At 69.0% G+C, this 25,659-nt stretch carries 32 protein-coding genes and 1 pseudogene; 18 read left to right on the top strand and 15 right to left on the bottom strand.

All coding sequences use genetic code 11. The features are described 5' to 3' along the window. Positions 1 to 70: 70 nt before the first annotated feature. Positions 71 to 1,078, bottom strand: coding sequence for a GlxA family transcriptional regulator (locus FCH28_RS00430; RefSeq protein WP_136737641.1), 1,008 nt, complete (start codon positions 1,076 to 1,078; stop codon positions 71 to 73). Positions 1,079 to 1,130: 52 nt separating this feature from the next. On the opposite strand from FCH28_RS00430, the gene FCH28_RS00425 reads away from it, so the two are divergent. Then, positions 1,131 to 1,526 (top strand): cupin domain-containing protein, encoded by a 396-nt coding sequence (locus FCH28_RS00425; protein ID WP_136737640.1) that lies wholly within the window; start codon positions 1,131 to 1,133, stop codon positions 1,524 to 1,526. Positions 1,527 to 1,580: 54 nt separating this feature from the next. On the opposite strand, the gene FCH28_RS00420 is transcribed toward FCH28_RS00425, so the two are convergent. The 3 genes from FCH28_RS00420 to FCH28_RS37865 are packed head-to-tail and all read right to left on the bottom strand — an operon-like array spanning position 1,581 to position 2,988. After that, entirely contained in the window at positions 1,581 to 2,282 is a 702-nt protein-coding gene (locus tag FCH28_RS00420; RefSeq protein WP_136737639.1) for a hypothetical protein, read from the bottom strand. Then, a complete protein-coding gene (locus FCH28_RS00415) occupies positions 2,279 to 2,830 on the bottom strand; it encodes an RNA polymerase sigma factor (RefSeq protein WP_342781551.1) in 552 nt (183 codons plus the stop codon). Before FCH28_RS00415 ends, FCH28_RS00420 begins: the two co-directional genes overlap by 4 nt. Then, on the bottom strand, positions 2,827 to 2,988 hold the full coding sequence (locus tag FCH28_RS37865) for a hypothetical protein (RefSeq protein ID WP_169314009.1): 162 nt from the start codon (positions 2,986 to 2,988) through the stop codon (positions 2,827 to 2,829). Before FCH28_RS37865 ends, FCH28_RS00415 begins: the two co-directional genes overlap by 4 nt. A 168-nt stretch (positions 2,989 to 3,156) precedes the next feature. Between FCH28_RS37865 and FCH28_RS00410 the strand changes: the two are divergent. Continuing rightward, a pseudogene (locus FCH28_RS00410) lies at positions 3,157 to 4,283 on the top strand (aminotransferase class I/II-fold pyridoxal phosphate-dependent enzyme). Positions 4,284 to 4,692: 409 nt separating this feature from the next. On the opposite strand, the gene FCH28_RS00405 reads toward FCH28_RS00410, so the two are convergent. Continuing rightward, positions 4,693 to 4,923 carry a DUF6480 family protein gene (locus tag FCH28_RS00405; protein ID WP_136737638.1) on the bottom strand — a complete coding sequence of 77 codons (231 nt, stop codon included), beginning with the start codon at positions 4,921 to 4,923 and terminating at the stop codon, positions 4,693 to 4,695. Positions 4,924 to 5,195: 272 nt separating this feature from the next. Here FCH28_RS00405 and FCH28_RS00400 point away from each other — a divergent pair, with 272 nt between their 5' ends. The 9 genes from FCH28_RS00400 (at position 5,196) to FCH28_RS00360 (ending at position 9,344) form a co-directional block, all read left to right on the top strand. Next, on the top strand, positions 5,196 to 5,615 hold the full coding sequence (locus FCH28_RS00400) for a gas vesicle protein GvpO (protein ID WP_136737637.1): 420 nt from the start codon (positions 5,196 to 5,198) through the stop codon (positions 5,613 to 5,615). Between the two features lie 87 nt (positions 5,616 to 5,702). Next, complete coding sequence (locus FCH28_RS00395; protein WP_187363733.1) at positions 5,703 to 6,164, top strand: gas vesicle structural protein GvpA; 462 nt, start codon at positions 5,703 to 5,705, stop codon at positions 6,162 to 6,164. A 3-nt stretch (positions 6,165 to 6,167) separates the two neighbouring features. Continuing rightward, complete coding sequence (locus FCH28_RS00390) at positions 6,168 to 6,881, top strand: GvpL/GvpF family gas vesicle protein (RefSeq protein WP_136737636.1); 714 nt, start codon at positions 6,168 to 6,170, stop codon at positions 6,879 to 6,881. A gap of 8 nt (positions 6,882 to 6,889) precedes the next feature. Continuing rightward, positions 6,890 to 7,141, top strand: coding sequence for a gas vesicle protein GvpG (locus FCH28_RS00385; protein WP_136737635.1), 252 nt, complete (start codon positions 6,890 to 6,892; stop codon positions 7,139 to 7,141). Positions 7,142 to 7,156: 15 nt separating this feature from the next. Beyond that, a complete protein-coding gene (locus FCH28_RS00380; RefSeq protein WP_136737634.1) occupies positions 7,157 to 7,624 on the top strand; it encodes a gas vesicle protein in 468 nt (155 codons plus the stop codon). Further along, positions 7,621 to 8,436, top strand: a complete 816-nt coding sequence (locus FCH28_RS00375) for a GvpL/GvpF family gas vesicle protein (RefSeq protein WP_136737633.1) — start codon at positions 7,621 to 7,623, stop codon at positions 8,434 to 8,436. Before FCH28_RS00380 ends, FCH28_RS00375 begins: the two co-directional genes overlap by 4 nt. Next, positions 8,433 to 8,678 (top strand): gas vesicle protein, encoded by a 246-nt coding sequence (locus tag FCH28_RS00370; protein ID WP_136737632.1) that lies wholly within the window; start codon positions 8,433 to 8,435, stop codon positions 8,676 to 8,678. Before FCH28_RS00375 ends, FCH28_RS00370 begins: the two co-directional genes overlap by 4 nt. A gap of 22 nt (positions 8,679 to 8,700) precedes the next feature. Then, the gene (locus tag FCH28_RS00365; protein WP_136738285.1) at positions 8,701 to 9,138 is read left to right on the top strand and encodes a gas vesicle protein K; all 438 of its coding nucleotides are present in this window, start codon (positions 8,701 to 8,703) and stop codon (positions 9,136 to 9,138) included. Positions 9,139 to 9,170: 32 nt separating this feature from the next. Further along, positions 9,171 to 9,344: a CsbD family protein gene (locus tag FCH28_RS00360; RefSeq protein WP_136737631.1), complete on the top strand. Its 174-nt coding sequence runs from the start codon at positions 9,171 to 9,173 to the stop codon at positions 9,342 to 9,344. 187 nt (positions 9,345 to 9,531) lie between these two features. Here FCH28_RS00360 and FCH28_RS00355 read toward each other — a convergent pair whose 3' ends face one another. The 4 genes from FCH28_RS00355 to FCH28_RS00340 form a co-directional block, all read right to left on the bottom strand. Further along, positions 9,532 to 10,659, bottom strand: a complete 1,128-nt coding sequence (locus tag FCH28_RS00355; RefSeq protein ID WP_136737630.1) for an NADH:flavin oxidoreductase — start codon at positions 10,657 to 10,659, stop codon at positions 9,532 to 9,534. Between the two features lie 166 nt (positions 10,660 to 10,825). After that, positions 10,826 to 11,707, bottom strand: a complete 882-nt coding sequence (locus FCH28_RS00350) for a Rieske (2Fe-2S) protein (RefSeq protein ID WP_136737629.1) — start codon at positions 11,705 to 11,707, stop codon at positions 10,826 to 10,828. A gap of 2 nt (positions 11,708 to 11,709) precedes the next feature. Next, a complete protein-coding gene (locus FCH28_RS00345; protein ID WP_136737628.1) occupies positions 11,710 to 12,708 on the bottom strand; it encodes an SRPBCC family protein in 999 nt (332 codons plus the stop codon). A 6-nt stretch (positions 12,709 to 12,714) separates the two neighbouring features. Beyond that, positions 12,715 to 13,704: a histone protein gene (locus tag FCH28_RS00340; RefSeq protein WP_136737627.1), complete on the bottom strand. Its 990-nt coding sequence runs from the start codon at positions 13,702 to 13,704 to the stop codon at positions 12,715 to 12,717. Positions 13,705 to 14,011: 307 nt separating this feature from the next. Between FCH28_RS00340 and FCH28_RS00335 the strand changes: the two genes are divergently transcribed. Continuing rightward, on the top strand, positions 14,012 to 14,338 hold the full coding sequence (locus FCH28_RS00335) for a plasmid stabilization protein (protein WP_136737626.1): 327 nt from the start codon (positions 14,012 to 14,014) through the stop codon (positions 14,336 to 14,338). A gap of 85 nt (positions 14,339 to 14,423) precedes the next feature. Further along, positions 14,424 to 14,552: an LPFR motif small protein gene (locus FCH28_RS39625; protein WP_263398772.1), complete on the top strand. Its 129-nt coding sequence runs from the start codon at positions 14,424 to 14,426 to the stop codon at positions 14,550 to 14,552. 140 nt (positions 14,553 to 14,692) lie between these two features. Here the strand turns inward: FCH28_RS39625 and FCH28_RS00330 are convergent, their stop codons facing one another. Further along, positions 14,693 to 14,980 carry an adenylate cyclase gene (locus tag FCH28_RS00330; RefSeq protein WP_136737625.1) on the bottom strand — a complete coding sequence of 96 codons (288 nt, stop codon included), beginning with the start codon at positions 14,978 to 14,980 and terminating at the stop codon, positions 14,693 to 14,695. A 307-nt stretch (positions 14,981 to 15,287) separates the two neighbouring features. Between FCH28_RS00330 and FCH28_RS00325 the strand changes: the two genes are divergently transcribed. Together FCH28_RS00325 and FCH28_RS00320 are read left to right on the top strand one after the other, a co-directional pair. Next, entirely contained in the window at positions 15,288 to 15,539 is a 252-nt protein-coding gene (locus FCH28_RS00325) for a hypothetical protein (RefSeq protein WP_136737624.1), read from the top strand. 5 nt (positions 15,540 to 15,544) lie between these two features. Beyond that, positions 15,545 to 16,237, top strand: coding sequence for a UdgX family uracil-DNA binding protein (locus FCH28_RS00320; RefSeq protein ID WP_136737623.1), 693 nt, complete (start codon positions 15,545 to 15,547; stop codon positions 16,235 to 16,237). A 136-nt stretch (positions 16,238 to 16,373) separates the two neighbouring features. Here FCH28_RS00320 and FCH28_RS00315 read toward each other — a convergent pair whose 3' ends face one another. Further along, positions 16,374 to 17,297, bottom strand: coding sequence for an AraC family transcriptional regulator (locus tag FCH28_RS00315; protein ID WP_136737622.1), 924 nt, complete (start codon positions 17,295 to 17,297; stop codon positions 16,374 to 16,376). A gap of 260 nt (positions 17,298 to 17,557) precedes the next feature. On the opposite strand from FCH28_RS00315, the gene FCH28_RS00310 reads away from it, so the two are divergent. Beyond that, positions 17,558 to 18,547 carry a zinc-dependent alcohol dehydrogenase family protein gene (locus tag FCH28_RS00310; protein ID WP_246102193.1) on the top strand — a complete coding sequence of 330 codons (990 nt, stop codon included), beginning with the start codon at positions 17,558 to 17,560 and terminating at the stop codon, positions 18,545 to 18,547. Between the two features lie 140 nt (positions 18,548 to 18,687). Here FCH28_RS00310 and FCH28_RS00305 read toward each other — a convergent pair whose 3' ends face one another. From FCH28_RS00305 to FCH28_RS00290, 4 genes are all read right to left on the bottom strand, one after another. Beyond that, on the bottom strand, positions 18,688 to 19,377 hold the full coding sequence (locus FCH28_RS00305) for a phospholipase A2 (RefSeq protein WP_169314008.1): 690 nt from the start codon (positions 19,375 to 19,377) through the stop codon (positions 18,688 to 18,690). A 184-nt stretch (positions 19,378 to 19,561) separates the two neighbouring features. Further along, the gene (locus tag FCH28_RS00300; RefSeq protein ID WP_342781550.1) at positions 19,562 to 20,590 is read right to left on the bottom strand and encodes an MvdC/MvdD family ATP grasp protein; all 1,029 of its coding nucleotides are present in this window, start codon (positions 20,588 to 20,590) and stop codon (positions 19,562 to 19,564) included. A gap of 1 nt (position 20,591) precedes the next feature. Then, the gene (gene tgmA, locus FCH28_RS37860; protein ID WP_169314007.1) at positions 20,592 to 20,885 is read right to left on the bottom strand and encodes a putative ATP-grasp-modified RiPP; all 294 of its coding nucleotides are present in this window, start codon (positions 20,883 to 20,885) and stop codon (positions 20,592 to 20,594) included. Between the two features lie 286 nt (positions 20,886 to 21,171). Further along, positions 21,172 to 22,107: a TNT domain-containing protein gene (locus FCH28_RS00290; protein WP_136737619.1), complete on the bottom strand. Its 936-nt coding sequence runs from the start codon at positions 22,105 to 22,107 to the stop codon at positions 21,172 to 21,174. A 405-nt stretch (positions 22,108 to 22,512) separates the two neighbouring features. Here FCH28_RS00290 and FCH28_RS00285 point away from each other — a divergent pair, with 405 nt between their 5' ends. Continuing rightward, entirely contained in the window at positions 22,513 to 24,501 is a 1,989-nt protein-coding gene (locus FCH28_RS00285) for a LodA/GoxA family CTQ-dependent oxidase (RefSeq protein ID WP_136737618.1), read from the top strand. Continuing rightward, on the top strand, positions 24,498 to 25,622 hold the full coding sequence (locus tag FCH28_RS00280) for an FAD-dependent monooxygenase (RefSeq protein ID WP_136737617.1): 1,125 nt from the start codon (positions 24,498 to 24,500) through the stop codon (positions 25,620 to 25,622). The genes FCH28_RS00285 and FCH28_RS00280 overlap by 4 nt, the downstream gene beginning before the upstream one ends. Positions 25,623 to 25,659: the final 37 nt, after the last annotated feature.

Below are 25,659 nucleotides of genomic sequence, written 5' to 3'. Positions count from 1 at the left end.
GACAGGATGCGGGGCGCACGGAAGCGGACGGCACGGATCCGGGGCGGTACGGGGAGGGGATGAGCCGCCGTCAGCTCACCTCGGGTCCGAACCGGCGCCGGTATGCCGAGGGGGTGATGCCGGTTTCGCGGCGCATCAGCGCGCGCAGGTTGGCAGAGGTGCCCAGCCCGCTGCGTCGGGCGACCACCGCGAAGCGCGACTCGCCCCCCTCGATCAACCGGCATGCCAGGGCGAGTCGTTGGCCCGTGAGCCACGCCAGCGGTGTCGTCCCCAGTTGCGCCTGGAAGCGGCGATGCAGCGTCGCCGGACTGACCGCCGCCCGCGCCGCGAGGTCCGACACGCTGAGCGGTGCGTCCAACCGTTCCTGGGCCCAGGCCAGGACAGGCGCCAGGGACGCGTCGGGCGGTTCGGGCATGGGGCGCTCCACGAACTGCCGCTGCCCGCCGTCCCGGTGCGCCGCGAAGACCAGTCGCCGGCTCACGGAGTTGGCGATCTCCGCGCCGTAGTCGCGGCGGACCACATGCAGTCCGAGGTCGAGCGCGGCCGCACTCCCCGCAGCGGTCAGGATGTCGCCGTCGTCCACGAACAGCACATCCGATTCGAGCCGGACGGAAGGGAAGCGGGCCCGGAAGGAATCCGCCCACTGCCAGTGCGCGGTGGCCCGGCGCCCGTCGAGGACTCCGGCCTCGGCCAGGGTGAAGGCGCCGCTGCAGAACCCGACCAGGCGCGCACCACGCGCGTGCGCCCGTCGGACGGCATCGAGTACGGCCGGCCGGCGGGGCACCTCGACGTCGGGGCGGTTGGGGACGATCAGCGTGTCCGCGGCATCGGCCGCTTCGAGGCCGGCGACTCCGGTGAGCGTGAAGAATCCGTCCCGCATCAGGGTGCGGGGCTCGGGCGAGCAGAGCCTGAAGTCGTAGAGCTCACGGCCGATCTCGGGCCTGCGCAGACCGAAGACCTCGGTCGCGCAGCCGAGCTCGAAGGGGTTCGAGTTCTCGTCCACGATCACGACGACGCGGGGTACGCCCGTCGACCGTTGCCCGGTCCTGGTACCCGTCTGCGAGGATTCTTTCGCCATATGCGATTTCTAGCACTCACGCCGACCGTGCGAAACGGCCGAGGATGAGCCCATGAGCAACGAACCCATCCCCCTCGGCAAGGCTCTGGCCTCGTTCGACGCCCTGTGGAGCCCCCGCATCGTCACCCGCGTCAACGACTACGACGTCCGCATCGCCAAGGTCGAGGGCGAGCACATCTGGCACGTCCACGACGACACCGACGAGTTCTTCCTGGTGCTCGACGGAGAGCTGCACATCTCCCTGCGCGAACCCACCGGAGAGCGCACGGTCCTGCTCCCACGAGGTGCGGTCTTCACCGTCCCCCGGGGCATCGAACACAAGCCGTACGCTCCGTCCGGCGCGGCCATCCTGCTGTTCGAGCCCACCGGAACATCGACGGTGGGCGACCGCCACGACGAGATCCCCGACCATGTGGACGCGACAGTCGGGCACGCGCTCCACACCTGAGCCGAGATGATCCGAACGGAACCGAACCCCCCGCCGGATGGACACCGGACGAAGCTAGTCGCAGGCGGTGAGTTCCTCGATCCGGCTGGCGAAGTCCGCGTCGGGCAGGGGGAGTTCGACGTCGTCGACGAAGCCGAGGGCATCGGGTACGTAGGCGATGACCGCGGTCGCGGCGGCGGAGCGGTGGGCGTTGTTCTCACGGAGCAGTTCGAGAATGCGCAAGGCGGCCAGCACGTCCCGCCGGTCGGCCCACTCGGGGGTGCGGGAGGTCTGCACCTCCATCGCCGCCTGGCCGTACCAGAGCTGCGCCTCCTGCTCTTCGCCGAGCGCCATGTGGTGCAGGTAGAGGCAGCAGGCGGCGCCGGTGTCGCCCGCGCCGGCGGCGAACTGCCACCAGAACTGTGCGCTGTCGGCGCGATTGGCCAGGTGCAGCACGCAGCCCAGCACCCGCGCCCCGTCCGGTTCCAGGATGCTGCGGGTCAAGAACGTGCTGAGCTTGTGCAGTTGCTTGGCGACCACCGTCTCGCACAGGGTGCGCAGATGCTGGTGGTGACGGCGGCGCGGGAGTCCGGCCCGCTCCGGTGCGCGGGCCGCCGCGGCGCGGACGGGTTCCATCTGGTCGTCGAAGGTCAGCGCGCCGCGCCAGACGCGCTGGGTGATCCGGGCGGTCAGGCGCGCCTCGGCCGCTTCGGTGTCGATGTAGGACCGGCGCGGCAGCCGGGCCTTGGCGAGTGCGCGGTCGATGGCCTCGCTCATCGCTTGTCCTCCCCCTTGGTGCGGTCCAGTGCGACTTTGAGCCGGTGGCGGGCGTAGCGGACGGTGGAGCGCACGCCGGCTTCGGTGACGCCGAGGATGTCCGCGGTTTCGCTGACGGTGTAGCCCAGGCAGTAGCGCAGGACGATGGTGTCGTGCTGGCGGTCCGGTAGCGCGCGGATGGCTTCGTAGATGTGCAGGCTCTCTTCGAGCGCGCCGATTTCGTCGGCGGCGTCGCGCAGTGCGGTGGTTTCGAAGGCCGCGGTGTCGACGACGGTGGGACGTTTGCCGCGGGCGCGGGCGTAGTCGATGGTGCGGTGTTTGACGACCGTCCAGGCGTACGCGTTGGGGTTCTCGTGCTGCAGGACGTCGGACCACGCGAGGTAGAGCTGTTCAAATGCCTGGTCGACGGCTTCTTCGGCATCGGCCCGGTTGCTGAGGTAGAGCTCCGCCCAGTGGACGTACACCCCGCGGTAGAGCTGGTGGAAGGCCCGGAATTCGGCGGGCAGTTCGGTCATGGGGAGGGTGGTGGCGCGACGGGACCTGGTCACAGTTCGTCTCCCCGGCCGATGCGCCGGCAGCGCAGCTCGGACAGGCCCATCAAGACACCCGCGGCGGCCAGACGGCGCAGTGCCGCCAGGGCGTCACCGCCGAAGACACGCACGGCGAGCGCCACGGTCAGCAGGTGTCCTACGAGATGAAGCTTCACGGAGTCGGGAATCCCTCCTGTGGCGGGTGGGACGCGTAAGTTCCGCTGCGCCCCGAGGTGCCTTGTGCATCCTCTGCACCTATAGCGATCCTCGGCGCCGAATCGTGCATCGGCCGAGCGGAAAATCCTACGGTGAGCTGATGGCCCATCAACCTGGTGTAACTACCACTGACCTCCGCGGGACTGGAAGCTCTCGCCCGGTACCGCACATCGGCCCGGCTGCCGTTCGGTCCTCCCGGCCACAAGCAGGCTCGGGGCGCTGATCCCCGGGTCCGGGACGTGCTGGGCGATGCCGTCTTCTACGGAGACGTCCTCGCCTCCGGCGGCCTGGACGACCGCCGCAACCGGAACAGGGTCCTGGAGCGCGCCGAGAAGCTGATGGCAGACGCGGTGCACGCCTCCCACACGTTCTTCTCGACCTGCGGGAGTTCCCTGTCCATGAAGGCCGCGATGCTCTCCGTGGCGCACCCGCCGTCGGCGGCCGACTTCGAGCAGGCCTTCGCCGCCCACCCGGATGCGAAGGGTGCCCTGGTCACCAGTCCGACCCCGTACGGAAGCTGCGCGGATATCCGGTCCATCGCGGACACATGCCACCGCCGGGGCCGCCCGCTGATCGTCGACGAGGCATGGGGCGCGCATCTGCCCTTCCACCCCGATCTGCCCACCTGGGCGATGGACGCGGGTGCGGATGTCTGTTCCATCTGCAGGGCGATCTGATCGACCCGGCTCTGCTCACGGCCGGGACCTGATGGACCGGGACCTGAGTCTGGCGGCCCGGGTACGGGCGGAGATCGAGAAGATCGACGGTCTGCATGTCCACGACCGCACGGACTTCTGTGGGCCGGGACTGGCGGACGACTTCGACCCGCTGCCCGTCGTCATCGATGTCAGCGGGCTCGGTACGACGGGCTACCAGGTGGCGGACTGGCTGCATGAGCACCGGAACGTCGACGTGCATCTGTCCGACCACCGCCGCATCAACACCCAGCTCACCCACGCCGACGACCAGGAGACGACGGGCGTCCTGCTGACGGCGCTCAAGGCCGTTGCCGCCGCCGCGTCGGATCTGCGGCCCGGCCCCACGGTCGAGGTTCCCGAGCAGCGCCGCCGGTCGCGTGGCGGCCGAGATGCTCACGCCCTATCCGCCCGGCATCCCCGCCGTCCTGCCGGGCGAGGTGCTCACCGGACCCGTACTCCAGTACCTGCGCTCGGGGATCGAGGCGGGAATGAACGTGCCGGATGCCGTCGACACCCGGCTGAGCACGGTCAGGGTGATGGTGGAGAGCGACGGCTGACCACGGTGGCACCGTCCCCGTGGACGGAGATGCGGACGGTCCCCGGAGCCCTCAGCCTGGAGCTACGAGAGTCTCCGACGCGGGCGGCGTGCGGCCGCAGGGCACCCGCGGGGCGTGGACATTTTGTCCATCGAGAGCCCGTCGTATGGCGAGGACGGCCCCCCACTGGTGAGTCGCGCCGGGGCGAGCGGCGGGCAGCCAGTACCGAGGACAAGGGGCTGCGGGACATGGGCCCGAAGGGGCCCGCGCGCCGTCCCAGCGGGGGCCGGGACCCGGAGGCCTACACCGGCGTCGACCCGGACGATCAGGATTCCTGATCTTGGCACTGCCCGACCGCGCCAAGATCACCACACCGGGTCAGCGCAGCAGGTCGCAGCGCCGGTCACCACACCGGGTCACCGCGGCACGCTCAGAGCGCGACGATCACCGCGTAGGCGATGAAGAACGCCGCGCAGAGCAGCACGATGACGGCAAGGATGATGACCGGGCCCTTGCCCCAACCCCTCGCCTGGTCACCGCGGGGGCCGGCTTCCGCGCCCGTGCTGTCCTCGCCCGGCGGGGTTTCGCCCGGCGGCACCCCGCCACCAGGCTCGAGACCTGGAGTGCGGTCCGGATCCGGATCCGGATTGTGAATGCTCATATCTCAAGACTGCCCGATATCGGGGGAAACGGCCGCTCAAGCACTCCGGGAAACGGCCGCTCATGTCGTGGAGCCCCTCGACGTTGCGTAGCGGATCGCAGCAGGGGGTCATAAAGGTGTACGCGGGCAACGTGCGCTCGGCGGCATCGCAGCCCGGCGGCCATCGCGGCCGGAATGCCGTCCGGATGCGCCCAGCTCACGCCGTATATCATGTAATGGCGCCTTGTGAAGTGGCGCGGGCAGCATGTCGTCTCCGATTCCGGAGAGGGAACATGGCCGCAGGCGAAGAGGACGAAACACCGCGAGTCCGGCGTCCGACCAGCAAGAAGCCGGCCAAGAAAACGGCCAAGAAGGCCGTCAGGAAAAGCAGCGCCGGAGAGGCGCGGGCCGGCAGCCGAACGAGCGATGGTGAAACGAAGCGCGCCGCCCGCCGCGTTTCGGCGCCGCGGGCCATGCGGTACGCGGCTGAACAGCTCCAAGAGCTTCTGGGGCGGGCGCCCGAGTCCGTCTCCGCCGTGAAGCCGACCGAGACCGGCTGGCAGGCGGATGTGGAAGTCCTGGAGCTGGAACGTGTCCCCGGGACCACCAGCGTGATGGCGAGCTACCGGGTGACGCTGGACGAGGAGGGCGAATTGGTGGCATACGAGCGCACCCGCCGCTACACCCGGGGACAGATCGACCCACATGCCTAGGTTCCGGGCCGCCACCAGTGCCGTTCGCCAGGTGAACAAGACGGCCGCCTTGCCGCTGGACGGGGTGAGCCGGCGAAGGGAGGCACCGTGACTGTGGTGCCGCAAAGCGGAGGAACCATCGCGCAGGCTGCTGGAGGAGGCGGTACCGGCAATCTCTACGACGTTCTCGATCTGATTCTGGACCGCGGTCTGGTCATCGATGTCTTCGCGCGTGTGTCGTTGGTGGGCATCGAGATCCTCAAGGTCGATGCCCGGGTCGTCGTCGCGAGTGTCGACACCTATCTGCGCTTCGCCGAAGCCTGCAACCGCCTCGATCTCGAAGCCGGGAACAAGAAGCCCCAGGAGCTCACGGACCTGGTCGGCGAGGTGACCGAGGGCGGATCCCGCGGCAAGACCAAGGGCGCTCTGAGCGGCGCCGCCGAGGTGCTGTCCGACGCCCTCAAGGGAGGCGGCGAGGACGACGAAGAGTCCAAGAGGGAGAAGCGCAAGGAGCCCGTGGAGAAGCGAGAGCGGCCGGCTCGTCGGCCGGCCCGGCGCCGGAAGGAATGAGCCATGGCCGTGTACGTGTACTCCATCGTCGCGACCGATCATCCCCAGCGGCTGGACGACCTGGACGGCGTGGGAGATCCTCCGTCCACACTGCGCACGGTGGCCGCTGAGCAACTGACCGCGGTCGTCAGCGACGCGCCCGAAGAGCTCCGGCCCAAACGCCGCGACCTGGGCGCTCATCAGGCCGTCCAGGAACGCCTGATGACCGACGGCACGGTTCTGCCCATGCAGTTCGGCTTCACGGCTCCCGATGACGACGCCGTACGGGCGGTGCTGGAGGAGCGCACGCAGGAGTTCATCGAACGGCTGCGGGCGCTGAAGGACTGCGCCGAGTACCACCTGAAGGCCGCCATGGACGAGGACGCGCTGCTGCGTCAGATCCTGCTGGACTCGGAAGAGGCACGACGGCTCAACGAGCAGATCAAGAGCGGCGGCAACCCGCCCGACCTGCCGCTCGCTCTTGGTGAACTCGTCGCCAACGAAGTGCAGGCACGCCAGAACCAGCTCGCCGTCGAGACCCTCGACGCACTGGACGGCTTCGCCCGGGACCGACGCGTCTCGGAGCCGAGCGGGAACGACTTCCTGAGCGTGTCCTTCCTGGTGCCCCGGGACGGCGAGGACGGCTTCCGCACCGCGGAGAAGCATCTCGCCGATGAACTGGGCAGCGACTTCGACCTGCGGTTGCGCGGACCGCTACCCGCCTACAGCTTCGTCTAGGAGTCCCCATGGGCCTGTTGACACATATCGCCACCCTCCCGCTCGCCCCGGTGCGCGGCGTGGCCTGGGTTGTGGAACGCGTCGTCGAGGCGGCGGAGAACGAGTACTACGACCCCGAACCGATCGAGCGCGAACTCGCCGCGCTGGAGCAGCAGCTCCTGGCGGGAGAGATCGACGAGGAGACCTTCGACCGGCGTGAGGACGAACTGCTGGACCGACTGGAGGAGATCAGGGCCCATGTCCGGGGCACGGGCGGCTGAGGAGGTGCAGCGGCCGTGAACGAACCCGTCGCCAGGAGGCTTGGTGACTACCCGTCCAGGGCCACGCCGTACGGCCAGGGCTCGTCGGCCAATCTCGCCGACATCCTGGAACGGGTCCTGGACAAGGGCATCGTCATCGCAGGCGATATCCAGATCAACCTCCTGGACATCGAACTCCTCACCATCAAGCTGCGCTTGCTGGTCGCATCGGTCGACAAGGCGAAGGAGATGGGCATCGACTGGTGGGAGCACGATCCCGCACTGTCCTCCCGGGCCTCCGACGGCTACCGCTCGCTCACCGAGGAGAACAAGCGGTTGCGGGCCGAGATCGCCGCGCTCCGGGAAGGCGAGCTGCCGCCCGGCGAAGACGACGAGGAGGGCCGGCCGGCCGCGCCCCGCCGCGCATCGCGCGCCAAACGGGCAGCGCCCGGTTCGGGTGGCAAGGCGTCCGGCTCCCGTGGCAAGAGGCGGGACGAGTCATGAACGAGTCCGTCAGCTATGCGTACGCCGTCGCGTGGGACGACGACGGATCGCTGGAGGAGGCGCTGTCCGGGCTCCTCGGAGTGGCGGACGCGCCGGTGCATCTCGTGCGCGCGGGAGCGAGTGGCGATGTGGTGGTCGCCGTGAGCCCGGTACCCGAGCGGGACTTCGAGGAGGGCGCGCTACGCGCCCATCTCGAGGATCTGGACTGGCTGGAATTGGTCGCCCGCGCCCATCACCGGGTGATCGAGGCCCTGGCCACCCGCACCACCGTCCTGCCGCTCCGCCTGGCGACCGTCTATCTCGACGACGAGCGGGTGCGGCTCATGCTCGAAGCCCGTTGGGAGGCCTTCGCGGACCGGCTCTCCCGGCTGGCCGCGCATGTGGAGTGGGGCGTCAAGATCTATGTCGAGGCCCCCGCGGCGGCCGAAACACCGGCACAGCCGTCCGCCGATCCGGACGTGAGCCCAGGACGGGCCTACCTCAGCCGACGGAAGGCCCAGCGGCACGCCCGCGAGGACGCCTACCGGGACGCCGAGCAGGCGGCCCGGCGCGTCGCGGACGCGGCCCGCGACTATGCCGTCGACCGGCTCCAACACCGTCCTCAACAGGGCGAACTCGCCCACGGGCCGGGTGAGAACGTCATCAACGACGCCTACCTGGTGCCGCAACAGCACGCCGAAAGCTTCCGCACCGAGATACTGCGGGCGGCCGAAGGGCTCACGGGAGTGCACGTCGAGGTCACCGGGCCCTGGGCGCCGTACTCCTTCGCCACCCCCGCCGAGACCGAACCAGCGAGGGGAGCCGCACCGTGAGAACGGCAGCCGGGCCGCCGGCCACAGTGGAGGAACCGCTGCCGGAACGGCAGATCGCGCTGATCGATCTACTGGACCGGCTGCTCAGCGGGGGCGTGGTCCTCACCGGTGACGTCGTGCTCTCCATCGCCGATATCGACCTCGTACGCATCTCCCTGCGTGCGCTGATCGTGTCCATCAGCGAACAGAACCTCTCCCCGTGGCATGCCGTCTCACCACCCGTACGGGACGGCCATGAGTGAGAACCTCCCGTACGAGAGGGCGATGGCGGGTGAGGAGCACTCGGGCGAGGACCGCCCGGGTGAGGACCGCCTGCCCGTCAACCGCTTCGACGATGTCGCCGACGCGGCGGCCCGCGCCTTCCGTCTGCTGCCCGCCGCGCCGCAGGATCTCCCGCCCCCGGGCAGCAGCGAGAAGCCGAGACCGGCACACAGGATCGCCACCGATCCCGACACCGTGGAACGGGACCTGATCAAGCTCGTGCTCACCCTCGTCGAACTGCTGCGACAGCTCATGGAACGCCAGGCCCTGCATCGGGTCGACGCGGGAGATCTCACCGAGGAACAGGAGGAGCGCCTGGGCGCGACCCTGATGATTCTGCACGACCGCATGACCGAACTCTGCGCCCGATACGACCTCTCGATGCAGGACCTCAACCTGGATCTCGGTCCTCTCGGAACTCTGCTACCACCACCGGAATGACCCGGAGAGAATGAACAGGAAAGGAGAATGACATGGGAATCGGAGACAAGACCAGGAACATCGGCAAGATAGTCGAGGGAAAGGCCAAGGAAATGGCCGGGAAGGCCACGGGACACGAAAGCCTGGAGAGAAAAGGCAAGGCCGAGAAGATCAAGGGAAAAGTGAAGCATGCGGTGGAGCGGGGAAAGGACACCTTCCGGCACTGAAGGGCACGCCCACGCACCGGGCTCGCTCACACGCTGGGCAGCCTTACGCGCTGGGCACGCTCACCCACTGAAGATCACGGCCCGCCGCTGCCAGGGGCAACGGCGGGCCGGCGACGTCCGGCAGGGCCGGGTGCGCTGTTCCAAGAGGTGGGTCACGCGGGCCCGGCCATGACCCCTCGGACAGTCCCTAGCTCAGGGTCTTCACCGCCGCCGCGTCGTACGGCGTCAGCTCCTCGAACCGGTCCGCGAGGATCTTCGCCGCCCACTCCGGATCCTGGAGCAGCGCGCGGCCGACGGCGACCAGGTCGAACTCGTCGCGCTCCAGGCGGTCCAGGAGGTTGTCGATGCTGCCGACCGCCGCGCCCTCGCCCGCGAACGCGCGGATGAAGTCGCCGTCGAGGCCGACCGAGCCGACGGTGATGGTGGGCCGGCCGGTGAGCTTCTTGGTCCAGCCCGCCAGGTTCAGCTCGGAGCCGTCGAACTCCGGAACCCAGTAGCGGCGCGTGGAGGCGTGGAAGGCGTCCACGCCGGCCGCGGCGAGCGGGGCCAGGATCGCCTCCAGCTCCTCAGGGGTCTCGGCGAGCCTGGCGTCGTAGGCCTCCTGCTTCCACTGCGAGTAGCGGAAGATCACCGGGAATTCGGGCGAGACGGCCTCGCGGACCGCGGCCACTATCTCCGCCGCGAACTTCGTACGAGCCACCGGGTCACCGCCATAGGCGTCGCTACGGCGATTCGTGCGCTCCCACAGGAACTGGTCGAGGAGATAGCCGTGGGCGCCGTGCAGCTCGACGCCGTCGAAGCCGATGCGCTCGGCGGCCGCGGCGGCCTCGGCGAAGGCGCCGATGACATCGTCCAGGTCGCGCCGGGTCATCGCCTTGCCGGCGTTCTCGGTACCGTCCACGCGGATGCCGGACGGACCGACGGCGGGGGCGTCGGCGTAGGGCGCATCGCCCTGCTGGCGCACCATGCCGATGTGCCACAGCTGCGGCACGATCGTGCCGCCCGCGGCGTGCACGTCCTCGGCGACCTTCGCCCACCCCGCCAGCTGCTCCTCGCCGTCGAACCGCGGCACACGGTCACTCTGCCCGGCCGACTCATGGCCGACATAGGTCCCCTCGGTGACGATCAGACCCACACCCGCGGCGGCACGCCGGGCGTAGTACGACCGCACATCCTCACCGGGAACACCACCCGGGGAGAACATGCGCGTCATCGGCGCCATCACGATGCGGTTCGGGACGGTCAAGCCGTTCAGCGCAACGGGCCGGGACAGGATCTCGGCCGCACGCGAGGCGGCGGACACGGTGACGGTCACGGAGGTGCTCCTCGAGGTACCAGACGGTATGTGCACACGCATTCAATGCGTGTAGCCGTAACCGCCCCGGTGGGCACCGCATTCCGCCACTCCTGCCGGCCGCCCTGTGATCCCGGACACACCCCCGGAGCCGGCGGGCGCTGCCCTCGGCGAAGGACCGTCCCGTTCAGCCCGCGCCGGGCAGTTGTACGTGGACCGTGCCGTCCCCGTCCACGCGCACCTTGAACGCCGGCTGCGGCGCTGTGGCGGGCCCGCGTACGTTCATGCCGTCCGCCAGCCGGAAGACGCTGCCATGCCAGGGGCACTCCACACAGCCGTCGACGATCTCGCCTTCCGACAGCGGACCCGACTGGTGGCTGCACCGCTCGGCGAGCACATGGATCCGGCCGCCCGGCTGCCGGAACACCAGCACGGGCACCTCCCCCAGCTCCCTTCGCACCGCTTCGCCGACCGGGAAGTCCTCGACGCCGCCCACGATGTGCCAGCCCTCTTCCAGCAGATGCGGGACGGGCTCCGTCTTGTTGGTGCCCGCAGCCTGACGGAAGGCGAGATGCCCGCCGAGCATTCCCCCGGTGCCGGCCATGCACAGACCCGCGAAGCCGAGCGCCTTGCCCCAGGCCGTACGGCCACGGCCGCGATGCACCCAGGATCTCGCGTACAGACCGATGGCCGTGGCGACCGTCGCCGCGTGCACCAGACCGGTGCGCATCTGACTCTCGTGCTGCTCCGCCCAGTCCACCCACCCGGCCCATGCGGCCGGCACGGCCGAGACCACGCCCACTCCCACCAGCAGACGAGCGCTGCGCCCGGTGCCGGGCACGACGTCCAGCACCGCGGCGGACACCCACGCGCCGATCGGAATCTGTACCAGCGCGGGGTGCAGGGGGTGACCGATCTGCCGCCCGTGCAGCACATCGCGGAAGCGTCCCAGCGGCACGCCGCGCACCACCCGCTGCACTGGGCCGATCACCGCGTCGAGCTGCTCCATGCGGCCCAGCGCGTCCAGCGACCGCAGCAGGGATTCCTCACAGCCGCCCCGACCACTCATCCTCACTCCTCTTCTTCTTCCTCTTCGCCCTCTTCTTCCGCTTCGTCGGCGCCGCGTTCGTCATCGCTCTCTTCCCAGTCCCCCGCCTCGTCCTCTTCGCCCTCCTCGTCCTCGTCGTATTCGTCCTCGTATTCATCGCCGTATTTGTCGCGGTATTCCTCAACGTCCTCGCGGTCGTATTCCTCGGCTTCCTCGTCCTCAAGGGCCTCTTCATGGGTCCGTACGACCTCACCGTCACGGATTTCGCCGCGCCAGCCCTCCGGCTCTTCGTCGGTGAGGGTGACGTACCGCTGGAAGTGCTTGAGGTCCAGCCGGAGCCGACGCCCCTGAGCGCGCCACAGATTTCCGGTCTTCTCGAAGAATCCCGAGGGGTAGTACTCGACGACCAGAACGATGCGGGTCAGTCCAGGTGTCAGCTCATGGAAACTGACGGCACCCCGCGTCGTGCCCTTGGCGCCTTCGGACGTCCAGACGATGCGTTCATCCGGCACCTGCTCCTGGACGGTCGCCGTCCAACTGCGGGTCGACGGGCCGACCTTGGCCTTCCAGTCGCTGGTCGACTCATCGGTCGCCGAAACGTTACGTACACCCTTGGTGAAGCTGCTGAATTTCTCGAACTGCGTCCAGTGGTCGTAGGCCGTGCGCAGGGGCACCCCGACATCGATGACCTCAATGATGTTGGTGACCTTCTGGTCTCCCGACTTGCGCTTCCGCCCGCCGCCAAGAGCCTCCTTTGCCTTCCCCAGCACGTTGTCCTTGACGTTCTTGGCCGCCCCGGAGAGCACGCCCTTGAGAGGGGACTCGCCCCCCAGGAGATTGGCTCCGACCTTGGAGAGTGATCCGCCGTTCTCGGCGACGTCGGTGAGCTGATCCGTCACATCGAACAGCTTGTCGCCGGCCCTCTCGGCCAGGTTTCCTGCCCACGCCGTCACGAAGTCACCCAGTTCGTCACGCAGTCGGTCGAGCCCCGAGCCCGCGTTGCCCTGTCCCGTCTTGGCCATGACCGGTTACCTCCGGCGCTCGACGCGCGCTGATGTCTTCTTGGCCGCGGACTTCTTAGCGGCGGTCTTCCTGGTGGTTTGCTTGGTGGCCTTCTTGGCGGCTTTCTTCGCGGGTGGGGCTGTCTTCTTCCGCCCGGTGGTCTTCCTCGCAGCCTTCTTGGCCGTGGTCTTCTTCTGTCCCGTCGTCGCCGTTCTCTTGGCAGCGGACTTCTTTGACGTCTGTTTCTTTGCCGCCGCCCTCTTCGCGGTCGTTTTCTTCGCGGTCGCCTTCTTCGCAGGTGCCTTCTTCGCCGCGGTTTTCTTAGCAGCGGTCTTCTTGGCCGCAGCCTTGTTCGCTGTCGTCTTCTTGGCCGCGGTCTTCTTGGCCGCAGTCTTCTTCGCAGCGGCCTTCTTGGTGGCGGCCCGCTTCCCGGCCGGTGCCTTCTTGGCGGGAGCCCCACGCTTTGCGGCCTTACGGCGCGACGTGCGCTTCCTCGCCGGTGCAGCTGCGCGAGCGCGACGGCGGGGCCGCTCCTCGCGCTCTTCCTCCGGCTCCTCGCCTTCCTCCTCCTCGGGCTCCTCAGCCCCTTCCTCGTACTCCTCTTCCTCCTCGTATCCCTCTTCCGGCTCCCCTTCTTCGTCCGCTCCCTCCTCTTCTTCCTCTTCCTCTTCCTCTTCCTCCTCCTCTTCCGGTTCCTCACCACCGCTTTCGAGCAGAAGGGTCCGCTCATGCAGTGAATCGGCGAGTCTCAACAGCTGCCGGTTGGCAGCGGCCGTCACGGCCTCCCGGCCGGCGTCCATGGCCTCTCCGCGAAGCTGCTCCCCCAACTCTGCGACCTGAGGGATTTCCCCGAGCTTGCGGATTCCCTGAGCAACGAGCTGACGCGGATCGAGCCCGATTTGACGCCCGGCGATATAGGAGGCGACCGTGAGAGCGAACCGGGCCTTCTTCGTTCGGCCCAGCACATAGCCGCCCGCCAATGCTGCGGCGAGCAGAACCTTGTTTACGTCCTTCATGGGCGCGTCACCTTTTCGTGGGCATACAACCGATCGGCGTCTGCGCAGGGGCCGCCCGCTCAGCGGCAGCGCTCAGCCATATCTCCAGACTGGTCGGTGTCCGGTCCCCCGCATCCCGAGTGGGCCAAGAGGCCCCTTTTGATCACACAGAAGACCTGATCGCGCTCGGTGACGGAGGACTGGACGTGCCATTGCATGCGCCGCGGGCCCTCACCCGCCCCCATCCGGGTGAGAATGAAGACGTGGCCGGTGGCCGCTCTCCCAACGGCCGACCGGGCACAAAGCACGTTCGGACCAAGGAGTCGATATGCCTGCGGGGTCGAGCAGGAAACGCGAGCGGCAATACGAGCACATCAAGAAGAGCGCCGAAGAACGAGGCGAATCCACCAAGCAAGCCAAGGAAATCGCCTCCCGCACCGTGAACAAGGAACGCGCCCGTGCCGGCGAGTCGAAGACCTCGAGCAAGGTCTCGACCCGCGACCCGAAGTCCGCCTCGCAGCGCGGCGGCGAACGTTCCCACAGCGGGGCCCAGGGGCCTACCAAGGACCAGCTGTACGAGGAGGCCAAGAAGAAGAACATCGAGGGACGCTCCAACATGAGCAAGCAACAGCTCCGCAACGCCCTCGGCCGCTGAATTCAACATTCGCCCCCGGCTGGGGCGGCTGACGGGAACGTGTCGGAGACAGCAGCACAAAGCGCCCCATGGAAGGAGGCCGCTGATGCTGAAGGCCATCGCCGACGTCCTGCGGGCGATCGGTGGCGCGATTGCCACCGTCGTCACACTTCCCTTCCGGGCCGTGGCCCGGCTCTTCGGGGGAGCCTCGGACACCGCGCACGGGCATCACTGACGCGGATCCCACGCCGATAGGCATCTAGGCATCCGGTCGAGCCCCGGAATGTGAGCGCCGATGCTCGCAGCCGGTCTGGGTCCGACCGGGCCCAGACCACGCTCTCGTCGATCTTGTAAATGTATCGAGCGGCTGCGAAATCAGCGCTGAGAGACCTGGAAGCAGGCCACGTCGTACTGAGAGACGGAGTGGCTGTTCCTGGAGTTCTGCGGCTGCTCACCGGCGTAGCGGGTGCCGGCGATGCCGTCCTCGTTGAAGGCTGATCCGCGGGCTCCCGATGCGTTACCGGGCCGACTGTCCTCGCACTCCACTGACGGCTGACCGGTGCCGCTGGGGTTCGCGACACCGAAAGACGGAACGGCAACGGCTCCCAACGTAAGGAGTGCACCACTGATGGCGATGCCCGCCCTGCGAGCGATGGGCCTCATCGTCCGATCTCCTTCCCGGGCATGATCGATGGCCCCGAGCGCCCATGCCCAGAGCCAATGCCCATAGATGCGTCCGACTTCTCTGATACGTCCCAGGAGTGCGGATGGATTGCCGACGACCGAGCCGGCGCGGGGCCTCGGCGGGTTGGCTGGTCGGTACGCCCCCGGCCATTCCGCCGGTCGTGGCCATGATCCTTCCGTCGGGTTAGGACCTCCCCTGCTTCGGGAACGCGTGGGGGCGGGCGCCGGGCCCGCGGTCGCCCCCACCACCACGCGAAGGCGGCATGACGCGAGAAGGCGGCACAGTATGAGCCACGGCGGGGATGTCATCGCGGAACTGACCGCTGATCACAGGGAAGTCGACGAACTCTTCTCGCAGTTCGAAGCCGCGCCACCCGGTGGTGAACGCCGCAAGAGGCTCGTGGACGAGACGAAGAAGACGGCTCCCACCCGGCCGCGCCCTTCGGCGCCGAGCGCCCCGCCCGCCAACAAGCTGCTGGCTCCGGGGCTGGGCCTGGTGGACCGGGCCAGGGACTACCTCACCGGCCGCGGACAGTAACGCCGATGACCGGCAACGGTGACGACTCCGCCGGCCGGCAGTACGACGCGACCCCGTACCTGCCCCGGCGCGGCGGACTCGCGGCGCATCGGCGTGCCGCGGCGGATTGCCAGGGCTGCCCGCTGTTCCGGGACGCGTCCGGGACCGTATTCGGAGCGGGCAGTCCCTCGGCGCGCGTCATGCTCGTCGGCGAGCAGCCGGGCGACCAGGAGGACCGGCGAGGGGAGCCGTTCGTCGGGCCGGCCGGCGGTCTCCTGAGGAAGGCGTTGCGGGAGGCCGGGCTCGACGAGGATCAGGCGTATTTCACCAACGCCGTGAAGCACTTCAAGTTCACCACCGCGACACGGGGCAAGCGCCGCATCCACAAGCCACCCAGCCTGCGGGAGATGACGGCCTGCCGCCCCTGGCTGGCTGCCGAGTTGCGCCTGGTCGATCCGGAGGTGGTGGTGGCGCTCGGGGCGACCGCGGGCAAGGCTCTTCTGGGCCCGTCGTTCCGGGTGACGAGGGACCGGGGCACGCTCATTCCGCTGGCCGAGGAGAACACACCGGGAGAAGGGACACCGGGCCCTGCCCCCGGCGGCAGGGGATTCATCGTGGCGACACTCCACCCGGCGGCGATTCTGCGTGCCGAAGACCGCGAGAAGCCGTACGCGGGACTCGTATCGGACCTGCAGGTGGCTGCCGGGGCATTGGCTTGAGGACCGGCGCGCCGTGGAGGGCTTTCTCGCACGGGCCTCATGAACAGCAAAGTCCCGGATGAACAGCAAGGTTGCGGATGAACAGCTGAGCAGCAAGGTCCCGGCAGGTTGAAGGAGGGCCCGGGCCCTGATGCGGTCAGCCCGTGGCGTCGAGCCGGGCCGAGGGCTGTGTCCGGTACCGACCGGGGGCGGTACCGTACTCCCGCTTGAACGCCTTGGCGAAGGCGAATTCCGAGGCGTAGCCGGTCCGTTGGGCTATCACCCGAAGCGGCTGGTCTCCTTCGCGCAGCAGACGGCCGGCCAAGGTCAGCCGCCACCAGGTCAGATAGCCGAGCGGCGGCTCGCCGACGAGCGCGGTGAACCGTTTCGCGAAAGCCGCTCTGGACAGGCCCGCCACCGTGCCCAGCTCCTCCACCGTCCACGGGTGGGCCGGATCGTGGTGGATTGCGCTCAGGGCCCGCCCGATCGCCGGGTCGTGCAGTGCCGCGCCCCAACCGGCCGTGTCCTGGGCGTGTTCGTCGTACCAGGCACGCAGGATGTACAGCAGGGCGGTGTCGAGCAGTGCGCTGGTGGCGGCGGCCGCGCCGGGCCGGGAGCCCGCCATCTCGGCGCGGAGCAGATCCAGTACCGCACCCAGCGGCCGGTCGTGGGTGGGCAGCCGGACCGCGCCGGGCAGGCAGGCCAGCAGCGGGTGAGGGCGGGCGCGGTTCAGGCGGTAGGCGCCGCAGAGCATCAGCGTCCCGGGCGTTCCGTCGTCCGGCGTGGCCGGGCCGGGCGGCCAGGAACCGTCCGGGTTCTGGACGACCTCGACCAGCGGGGTGCCGGGGTCGTCGGCCAGCCCGTAGGCGATGCCGTGCACGAAGGCGAGGTCACCGTCGGTGAGCTGGATCGGCGGGCTGCCGTCCTCGGGCAGCAGCCAGCAGGACCCCTCCGACACCGCGTGGAACCCGACGCCGGCCGTGGCCGGGAAGCGCAGGCCCCACGCCCCATGCCGCCGCTTGCGGGCCGCATGCGGCCGCCCGGCGCGCATCGCGGTGATCGCATCGCTGAGTACGTCCATGCCGGCGAGCGTAACCGGGAAGACGCTCGCGCATGATCGCAAGACGCTGCGGCATGGGCGGCCGAGCGTGATCTTCGTACGGTGAATTCGCCGCGGAAAGGGGACATCTGATGCCTCGTCGGCGGCTCAGGCGGTCTGGGGCGCTCTGGGCGCTCAAGAGGTGCCTTACGCCTTGTGCCCCATGACCTGACCTTTGGCTCTTGCGACTTTCGACTTTGACCTTTTGACCTTTGACCTTTTGACGGAATGGATTCACGGTGATGATGGCCCAGCAGGTGGTGTTCGACGAGGTCGGCGGCCCGGAAGTGCTGCGGATCGAGAAGGTGGAACACGGCGAGCCCGGTCCGGGCGAAGTGCTGCTCCGTGTGGACGCGCTCGGCCTCAACCGGGCGGAGGCGCTGTTCCGTGCGGGCGGCTACTACTACCAGCCCACCCTGCCGGGTTCCCGACTCGGCTACGAGGCGTCCGGGGAGGTGCTGGCGGTCGGAGAAGGGGTGACCGGCTTCTCGGTGGGCGACCCGGTGCTGACGGCGGGCACGGGTGAGATGAGCGCCAGCGGTGTGTACGGCGACCACCTGCGGCTGGCGGCCGACGGCCTGCTGCATCGCCCCGGCGGGACGGACGCGGTGACCGGCGCGGCCGTCTGGCTGTCGTACAGCACCGCCTACGGGGCCCTGGTGGAGCAGGGTGGGCTGCGGCCGGGCGACACCGTGCTGATCACCGCCGCCTCCAGCAGCGTGGGCATCGCGGCGATCCAGATAGCCAACCACATAGGCGCGATCCCGGTGGCCGTCACCCGCAGCTCGGCGAAGCGTGAGCGTCTGGCGCAGCTCGGCGCGGCCCACGTGATCGCACTCGACGAGGGCGGGCTGCTCGAACAGGTCGCCGAGTTCACCGGCGGGCGAGGAGCCGAGATCGTCTTCGACCCGGTTTCCGGCCCCGGACTGGCGGAGGTCGCGCGGGCCGTCACACCGGGCGGGCTGCTCATCGTCTACGGCTGGCTCGACCCGAGGCCGGCGCCGCTGCCGCTCAACTGGAGCCTGCGCATTCTCGGTTACGGCAACCTCCAGGTCGCCGGCGTTCCGGAGGTCCGGCACCGGATCTGGCACTTCCTGGACGCCGGCCTACGGGCGGGCACTCTGGCACCGGTGATCGACCGGACCTTCGACCTCGAGGAGATCGTCGAAGCGCACCGTCATCTGGAGTCCAACAGCCAGATCGGCAAGATCGTGGTCACGGTTCGCCACTGAGGGCTGTGTGAAGGTGAGGTTGGGAGGGTGAGGTAGAGGGAGCGGCGTAGCAGCCGCACACCGAAAGATGCCCGAGCCGACCGTGGTCCGCCCGGGCATCTCTCTTCCACCGTGATGCGCAATCGGTCAGCGAACTCCGATCAGTTCCCCGCCCCAGTGCCGGCACCAGTGCCGACCCCAGTACCCGTAGCCGTGCCCGTACCTGCACCCGTACCCGCGTAGGTGTAGGGAACTGCGCCGGTCGGGTTGTCCCAAGGAGCGACTCCGACAGGAACTCCCAGGACCTGGCTCGGGAGGTAGTTCGTGGCGGTGGTAGCTCCCTTGTCCAGTGCCCACTTCTGCGTCGAAGCGGTCCACCCCTGGAAAGCTCCTTTCCTATAAAGCTCGTCGAGATCGGCCCGGTATCGCGCGTCGATCTGATCCTTGCTGGCCTGACTCCACAGGTGGTGCTCCTGAAGGGTGCGGTAGCCGAGGTCGTGTCGCTTGCAGGCATCCTGCACCGGGTGGGTCTCGTCGATTCCGAAGTACGCCTTCGCGGCAGGCTTCAATGAATCCGGGATGGAGCACCCGTCGTTGTCCCAGCGAATTCCGTCCTTGTCCACCACCTTGGGCAGGCCGGTGTGAGCGTCAGTTCCCTGCACGAATTCGCCGGGGTTGTTCTTCTGGGCTTCTTTCACCGTTGCGGCCCGCTTCGCGAATTCGTTGAAAGGCAGGTTCATCATCTGGTTGAGCACGTCAGCCGTAGAGGGCTTGGGCGCCTCTTCCGCGTGGGCGCTGGTGGCGGTGAACCCGATCCCGGTGGCGCCGAGGGCGGCGGTGGCAACGCCCATGCCCATCCGCCGCGTTGTTGGTGAATGTGAGGGCTTGCGATGTCTTCCCACTGTGCATTTACCTTCCGGTCCGGTCGGATACAGCGCAGATTGCGCCTGAGCACAGTCAATGGGTCGCTTCACCGCGGCGACAACGGGTGATCACTATTGCTACGGCGAATACTGTGCCTCCTCCGGCCAATACCTACGGAAGCCGGGAAACATTTCTACGGAGCATGGTCCCATTTCCACGGAGACGAGTCCCGCGGGATTCCCTCTTGGAGGCGGTCGGCGAGGGCGGTGGTGATTGCTCGGCGGGTGGGCTCGTCGACGAAAGCCCACTGGCCGTTCGGGTTGGTCTCCAGCCAGATCCAGCGGCCGTCGGCCCGTACAGCGAAATCGAATGCTCCGAAGACGAGGCCGAATGCGTCAAGGTAGGCGCGCACCGCCGTACGGACCGCGGGGGTGTCTCGGTCGGGGAGTACGTGAGGGAGTCGTAGTCCTGGCGCCAGTCGAGGTGGTCACCGTCGATGTCGATACGGGTGGCGAAGAACTGATCGCCGACGGCGGCGAGCCTGATGTCCGCGACCTTGGGGACGCAGGACTGGAACAGGTGCGGACAGGCCGAGACGCCGTCGTCGAGATCGTCGGGGTCGACGGTGCGGACCCAGATGGTGCGGGCGGGGGCGCCCGTGTCGTCAGCGCTGATGTGCACGGCGTGTACGGGTTTGTAGACGACCGAGCCGTGCTGGGCGACGAAGCGTCGGGCGGCGTCAGGGTCGTTGGTGATGAGGGTGGGAGGAAGGTCGAGGCCGACCCGGGCGGCGGTCGCGAGCTGGGCGGGCTTGTATTCGGCGTCGCGGTTGCGCCAGGGATGGTTGAGGTAGAGCGCGCCCGGAAGCGAGGCGAGTATGCCGCCGTAGCCGGCGCGGGCCTGGGAGATGGCGAAACGGGACGCGGCGGACTCGGCTGCCGGGCCGGTTCCCCCGTAGGGCGTGGGGCGGCGCCAGTAGACGGAGCGTACGGCCGAGAGGTCCAGGTCGCGGCTGGCGGTGCGCAGGGTGCCGTGCGGGCCCTGGCTGTCGAAACGGGCCGCCATGACGGCCCCGGCGGTGAAGTCGGTGCCCGGATCGAGCCGTACGACCGGGACTCCCCGGCCGTACAGCTCGTCCAGCACCAGATCCGCGGTGACGTCACCGAGCGAGGTCACGGCGAGGACCGGTGAGGATCCCATGTCAGTGGCAGCCGCCGCCTTCCTCGTCACCGTCGGGGGCGTCGTCGCGGTGGGCCTCATCGGTGGCGTCACCGGCGTAGGAGACATCGCTGTCCGCCCCCGACCGGGTGGTGGGCGGGGCGGCGCATCGGCCGGCGCACTGCTCGTCGATCGCCATGGGTTGGTTCGCTGCGTCGCGATACCGGGTGGTCTGCGACATGGGGTCCAACTCGGTTGCCACTTCGGGTAGTTCACCTGTCGGCGCGTACGAGTCGAGGCGCGACAGGCCCCAGGGGGTGGTCGGGTTCTGTTCCATCGGGCAGATCCCTTCGGTTGTCAGGCCCGCGGAGGTGCACGGCCATACGGGCCCATCGCCGTATGGGCGGCGCGGAAGCACCGCCGCATGCATGAACGCTGCAGGCAGCGCAGGGAGGGAGTTCGGGAAGTGCAGGCGGTGCAGGCAGCGCGGAGCGAAGCTAGTGCGGGGAAGAAGGGCCCAGCAAGCGGAAGCCATCGGCAAGAGGGGGCTTCTTGCCATCGAGGCCTGTCCCCCGGCTCACCCAGCCCGGCTCACCCAGTCCGGCCTGCCCAGCCCGACCCGCTCAGCCCCGCCGCTGCTGCTCGACGAGTTCCCGGTACAGGCGCTGGGCGGCGCGGGATTCGTCGGCGTAGCGCGCGATGAGCCTGTTCTCTCCGCGCTCGTTCAGGCTGAGTTCCCAGCGGCCGGCAACCCGGCGGAAGCGGTAGTACTCGGTGGCCGGGAGGCGGGGTTCGTGGACGGAATCGATGCGGTAGTACTCATCGGGAATTCCGGCACGCTGCAGTGCGGCATGGGCGGAAAAGCGGTCCGTGACCGGCTTCGCGGGCTTGGGAACCGCTCGCTGAGGAGTGCGGACGCGGCCGGGCGTGACGTCTTCCAGAGCGTTGGCCGCCAAGAGTTGACCAACAGACTGATTGAGCTGAATCTGCGTTCCACCGCCGGGCTGACCGAATGCGGCGGCTATGCCGCCCTGCTTCCCCGTGACGGAAGTCCTGACCTTGTAGACGTGATAGTTGCACTCGACGTCGTAGGTGTCCCCATTCCGGTACGTCTGAAGGTTCGACGGGGGAATGGAACGTTCCTTGTAAGGAACCGCTTTGGCGGACGTGACGGGTGAGACGAACTTGCCGCTTGTGCTTCCGAAGCGGTCCAGCATGGTCCCCGCCCCCAGGGTGACGGGTGTCGGGCTGCCGGAGAAACCGTCATTGGGGGGATAGGACCATGTCCAGTCGTCCTTCTTCCAGGCATCGAGAAAGGACTTGGCGGTCGGGTACGTCCCGAACCTCCGGTAATCCTTGACGAGCGAGCCGACCGTCCCCTTGGCCGGAATGTCCTTCGGCCCCAGGGACCAGTCCCCCTGCAAAGGGGCCAGGCACTGTGTGGGCTGCGCGACGGAGGGCACGTACCGAGTCGACGCGGCCTGCGCCGTGCCCACCAGCACCGTTCCGCCGAGTATCGAGCTGCATAAGGCCATTGCCGTGCCAGTGGTTACCCGCATCGGTCTCCTCCTGGGTTCACCGGATCGCCGGGGCCGATCGGCCCCGGACGTCAACTCCGGGAATCTAGCAGCGTGCTGGGACAACCGAGAGGTGGAGATCACGTCGCTGAAATCCGCCAGGAGGCGGACCGCACCGGCCGGAATTCCGCTCCCAGGACGTCATACCGGCCACCCCGCACACGAAATCCGGCCGACCCGCCAACGAATACCGGTCGCAAACGTGACGGCCGAATTCCATGCTTACTTCCGGTAGCCCGACGGCTGTCCAATTCCCATTGCTTTCCCCCGAACCGGTCTGGCGGCCGGCGCCCGCAAATCCATACAGTCCGCCGGACGCAGGAACGGCAAAGACCGCAGGGACCGGCAAGGACCGCAGGACCGGCAAGGACCGTCAGAGGGGCTCTTATGGATCAGACGATCACGCGCGTCGCCATCTACCCGCCGATCGGCATCGCCCGGGTCGGAAACAGCGAGACCGACTTCCTCTACGGACCGGAGTCCCCGGATCAGGGCACCTTGGAGGCCGGCCAGTACAAGGACGCGAACGGGGCGATCAAGCGACAAGCCGCCCGGTTCCGCCTGTACGGCTACAACGCCGCAGGCCAGGTCGTCCGGGAAATCACGGCCTCGACGGCCGGGGACAAGAAGGCCCGGCGCGACCGGACGACCGGGCGCGACCAGACCACCCACATCGTGTGGAGCGCGCACCTCGCCAACCAGAAGTCGGCCTGGTACAGGTTCAATCTCGCTCTCGACATCCCCGACGCCGCCCGGCTGGCCCCGGAGAAGCTCGGCCTGCGCAACCCGGCGGTGACCGACAGGCGTTCCCTGATCAACGACCCGGGCAGGCAGACCATCTCCGGCCCCTCGGCCCAGCCCGTGCGGTTCGAATCCGGCACGGTCATGGGGCAGCCGGTCTACCTCGGCGAACTGCGCACCGACGCCGCCGGCCGCCTGCTGGTCCTCGGCGGCCGCGGAAGCTCGGGAACGTGGGACACCTCCGCACTCCACACCTTCGGCAACAACGACGGCTGGTACGACGACACTTCCGACGGGCCGATCACCGCCGAGGTCACCATCGGCGGCAAGGACGTACCGGTGGATCCCGCCTGGGTCGTCGTGGCCCCTCCGGACTACGCGCCCGCCGTGAAGACGGTCCGTACGCTCCACGACCTGATCTACGACGTCTTCGTCAGGAACGGGCAACTGCGGCGCCCTGACGTGGTGTCGTTCCCCGACCACATCGAGCCGATCCTGCGGCGCTTCTGCGATCTGCAGTGGGTCAACCACGGTTTCGCCGCTCAGTTCGGCTGGCGGGGCCCCCACCACTTCATGGGCCCGGAGATGTCGGAACGGCTGGCCGACCCCGGCCACACCAGCAGCGAACTCCGTCGCCAGATATACGCCGCCATGCGGTACCGCCCCCGTGACGGAGCCTCGCCCCAGCCCTGGCCATGGATCTACGGCGACGGCATGGCCGTCCCCGCCGCCTCCGAGCTCCAGCACATGGCATTGAGCCCCACCCAGGACTGGATGCTCCAGCAGTGGGCCGCCGGCGAGTTCGACGTCAAGAGCCAACGCACCGCCTACCCGGACGTCGACAAGGCACCCGTCGCCGAGCAGCCGGATCTGCTGACCCGCGGCGCCCTCGACAGCGCCCTCGCCGACGCCTTCCACCCCGGGTGCGAGGTCACCTGGCCCATCCGCCACGACACCATGTACATGGCCCCCTTCCGGATCAGGCACCGCGCGGATTCCGAGCCCGACTACGGGCCCCGACTCACCCCGGACCGGGCCCTGTCCGCGTACGGCCCGCTGTACGGCCAGGTCCCCGGCGGCCTCACCCGGTGGATGGCGGTCCCATGGCAGACCGACACCGCCAGTTGCCGGTCCGGCTACGAGCACACCAAGGGGCTGGGGCCGCGCTACACCCCCTACCTCCCGACGTTCTGGCCGGCGCGGGTCCCCAACCACGTGCTGACCGAGGAAGACTTCGCCATCGTCAACGACACCGGGAAGCCGGACCGCGACTCCGCGTTCGAGCGGCGTGGGGTGTGGATCCGTGGGCTGAGCGCCAACTACCCGGAAGCGCTCAAGCAGATGGTGGACCACTGGTACGCGCTGGGCATCGTCGAAGCGCGTCCGTACACGGGCGGCGACGGCAAGTTCCCCGACACCGTCCTGGTGGAATCCCGTCCCGGGTCGCCGTTCGACAAGGCGCCGCTCAACCGCAATCTGATCAATCTGCATGTGCCCGAGGCGGCGGGTTCCTCCGCGCCGGGTGACGTCCTCGGCAAGGCCATCGACGCGGTGGCGCGGAAGTACGGCTTCGCGAAGGAGAGCATCGCCGCCGCGTACTACGAGAAGCTCGAACCGCACCGCGAGGAACAGTGACCGAGCCGGTCCTCGGCCCCCGCGACCACGGCGACGACCACTACGACGCCGTGGTCGCGGGCGGCGGCCCCGCCGGCTGCGCAGCGGCTCTCGTCCTGGCCCGCGCGGGCCGGTCCGTACTGCTCGCGGACGCCGGCACCGGGGCCCCGAAGATCGGCGAGGCGCTCGTGGGGGCGGCCCGTACGATCCTCGACGACCTCGGCGTGGGCGACCGCGTCCCCGGCCCCGGACACCTCCCCTGCCACGGCAACACCTCGGCCTGGGGGTCGTCCGCACTGCACACCGTGGACTTCATCCGCGACCCTTACGGGCTCGGCTGGCATCTCGACCGGCCCGTGTTCGACCGGCGCCTGCGCGACTGCGCCCGCGCCGCCGGGGCGGACGTGGCCGAGCGCACGGCCGTACGGCGCCCCCGCCGCCGCGGCGCCGGCTGGACCGTGGACCTGCGGGGCCCGGCGGGCGTACGGGCCGTCGACTGCGCGTGGGTCGTGGACGCGACCGGGCGCGCCGCCGCGATCGCCGCCCACTGCGGGGCCCGACGGGACCGGCGCGACCGCTTGATCGCCACTTACCTCACCCTCGGTCAGGACAGCGCGGCGGCCGACACCCGGTCCCTGGTCGAGTCGGACCCGGATGGTTGGTGGTACACGGCCCTGCTGCCCTCCCGCCGACGCCTGCTCACCTACTTCACGGACGCGGATCTCCCCTCGGCCGCCCTCCAGGCCCTGCCCGCCTTCCGGCAGCGCCTGTCGCTGACCCGGCACACGGCGCCCCTCCCCCAAGCCCATGGGTTCCCCGGGCATACGGCCCCGCGCCGGGCCGCCGCCCACAGCGCCCGCCTCGACCCGGTGTGCGGGGACGGCTGGATCGCGGCGGGGGACGCGGCTGCCGCCTTCGATCCCCTGTCGTCGCAGGGCATTCTCACCGCGCTCTACTCCGGGCTGCGTGCGGGCGAGGCGGTCGACGGCAGCCTGCGCGGAAAGCGACAGGCCCTGGAGACGTACGCGGCGAGCATGGCCAGCGTGCTCAACGCCTACACCCGCGACCACCGCACCACCTACGCGATGGAACGGCGCTGGCCGTGGCATCCCTTCTGGGCCCGCCGCCTCGGCACGGGATGAGCGCCCCGGCCCTCGTCAGGCAGGTGCTGACGAGTCT

The organism is Streptomyces piniterrae (assembly GCF_005048155.1).
Lineage (GTDB): Bacteria > Actinomycetota > Actinomycetes > Streptomycetales > Streptomycetaceae > Streptomyces > Streptomyces piniterrae.
The sequence above is the reverse complement of the archived record's forward strand: the minus strand, read 5'-3'. Positions and strand labels throughout refer to the sequence as shown.

Excerpts from the sequence above, each read along its gene's own strand:
- FCH28_RS00315 (WP_136737622.1), bottom strand. The coding sequence starts at position 17,297 with ATGGACGTACTCAGCGATGCGATCACCGCGATGCGCGCCGGGCGGCCG.
- FCH28_RS39625 (WP_263398772.1), top strand. The coding sequence starts at position 14,424 with ATGCTGAAGGCCATCGCCGACGTCCTGCGGGCGATCGGTGGCGCGATT.
- FCH28_RS00285 (WP_136737618.1), top strand. The coding sequence starts at position 22,513 with ATGGATCAGACGATCACGCGCGTCGCCATCTACCCGCCGATCGGCATC.
- FCH28_RS00330 (WP_136737625.1), bottom strand. The coding sequence starts at position 14,980 with ATGAGGCCCATCGCTCGCAGGGCGGGCATCGCCATCAGTGGTGCACTC.
- FCH28_RS00350 (WP_136737629.1), bottom strand. The coding sequence starts at position 11,707 with ATGAGTGGTCGGGGCGGCTGTGAGGAATCCCTGCTGCGGTCGCTGGAC.
- tgmA (WP_169314007.1), bottom strand. The coding sequence starts at position 20,885 with ATGGAACAGAACCCGACCACCCCCTGGGGCCTGTCGCGCCTCGACTCG.
- FCH28_RS00345 (WP_136737628.1), bottom strand. The coding sequence starts at position 12,708 with ATGGCCAAGACGGGACAGGGCAACGCGGGCTCGGGGCTCGACCGACTG.
- FCH28_RS00320 (WP_136737623.1), top strand. The coding sequence starts at position 15,545 with ATGACCGGCAACGGTGACGACTCCGCCGGCCGGCAGTACGACGCGACC.
- FCH28_RS00305 (WP_169314008.1), bottom strand. The coding sequence starts at position 19,377 with ATGGGCGTTGCCACCGCCGCCCTCGGCGCCACCGGGATCGGGTTCACC.
- FCH28_RS00430 (WP_136737641.1), bottom strand. The coding sequence starts at position 1,078 with ATGGCGAAAGAATCCTCGCAGACGGGTACCAGGACCGGGCAACGGTCG.
- FCH28_RS00405 (WP_136737638.1), bottom strand. The coding sequence starts at position 4,923 with ATGAGCATTCACAATCCGGATCCGGATCCGGACCGCACTCCAGGTCTC.
- FCH28_RS00385 (WP_136737635.1), top strand. The coding sequence starts at position 6,890 with ATGGGCCTGTTGACACATATCGCCACCCTCCCGCTCGCCCCGGTGCGC.
- FCH28_RS00375 (WP_136737633.1), top strand. The coding sequence starts at position 7,621 with ATGAACGAGTCCGTCAGCTATGCGTACGCCGTCGCGTGGGACGACGAC.
- FCH28_RS00340 (WP_136737627.1), bottom strand. The coding sequence starts at position 13,704 with ATGAAGGACGTAAACAAGGTTCTGCTCGCCGCAGCATTGGCGGGCGGC.
- FCH28_RS00420 (WP_136737639.1), bottom strand. The coding sequence starts at position 2,282 with ATGAGCGAGGCCATCGACCGCGCACTCGCCAAGGCCCGGCTGCCGCGC.
- FCH28_RS00335 (WP_136737626.1), top strand. The coding sequence starts at position 14,012 with ATGCCTGCGGGGTCGAGCAGGAAACGCGAGCGGCAATACGAGCACATC.
- FCH28_RS00325 (WP_136737624.1), top strand. The coding sequence starts at position 15,288 with ATGAGCCACGGCGGGGATGTCATCGCGGAACTGACCGCTGATCACAGG.
- FCH28_RS00365 (WP_136738285.1), top strand. The coding sequence starts at position 8,701 with ATGGCGGGTGAGGAGCACTCGGGCGAGGACCGCCCGGGTGAGGACCGC.
- FCH28_RS00290 (WP_136737619.1), bottom strand. The coding sequence starts at position 22,107 with ATGCGGGTAACCACTGGCACGGCAATGGCCTTATGCAGCTCGATACTC.
- FCH28_RS00390 (WP_136737636.1), top strand. The coding sequence starts at position 6,168 with ATGGCCGTGTACGTGTACTCCATCGTCGCGACCGATCATCCCCAGCGG.
- FCH28_RS00310 (WP_246102193.1), top strand. The coding sequence starts at position 17,558 with ATGATGGCCCAGCAGGTGGTGTTCGACGAGGTCGGCGGCCCGGAAGTG.
- FCH28_RS00360 (WP_136737631.1), top strand. The coding sequence starts at position 9,171 with ATGGGAATCGGAGACAAGACCAGGAACATCGGCAAGATAGTCGAGGGA.
- FCH28_RS00425 (WP_136737640.1), top strand. The coding sequence starts at position 1,131 with ATGAGCAACGAACCCATCCCCCTCGGCAAGGCTCTGGCCTCGTTCGAC.
- FCH28_RS00300 (WP_342781550.1), bottom strand. The coding sequence starts at position 20,590 with ATGGGATCCTCACCGGTCCTCGCCGTGACCTCGCTCGGTGACGTCACC.
- FCH28_RS00400 (WP_136737637.1), top strand. The coding sequence starts at position 5,196 with ATGGCCGCAGGCGAAGAGGACGAAACACCGCGAGTCCGGCGTCCGACC.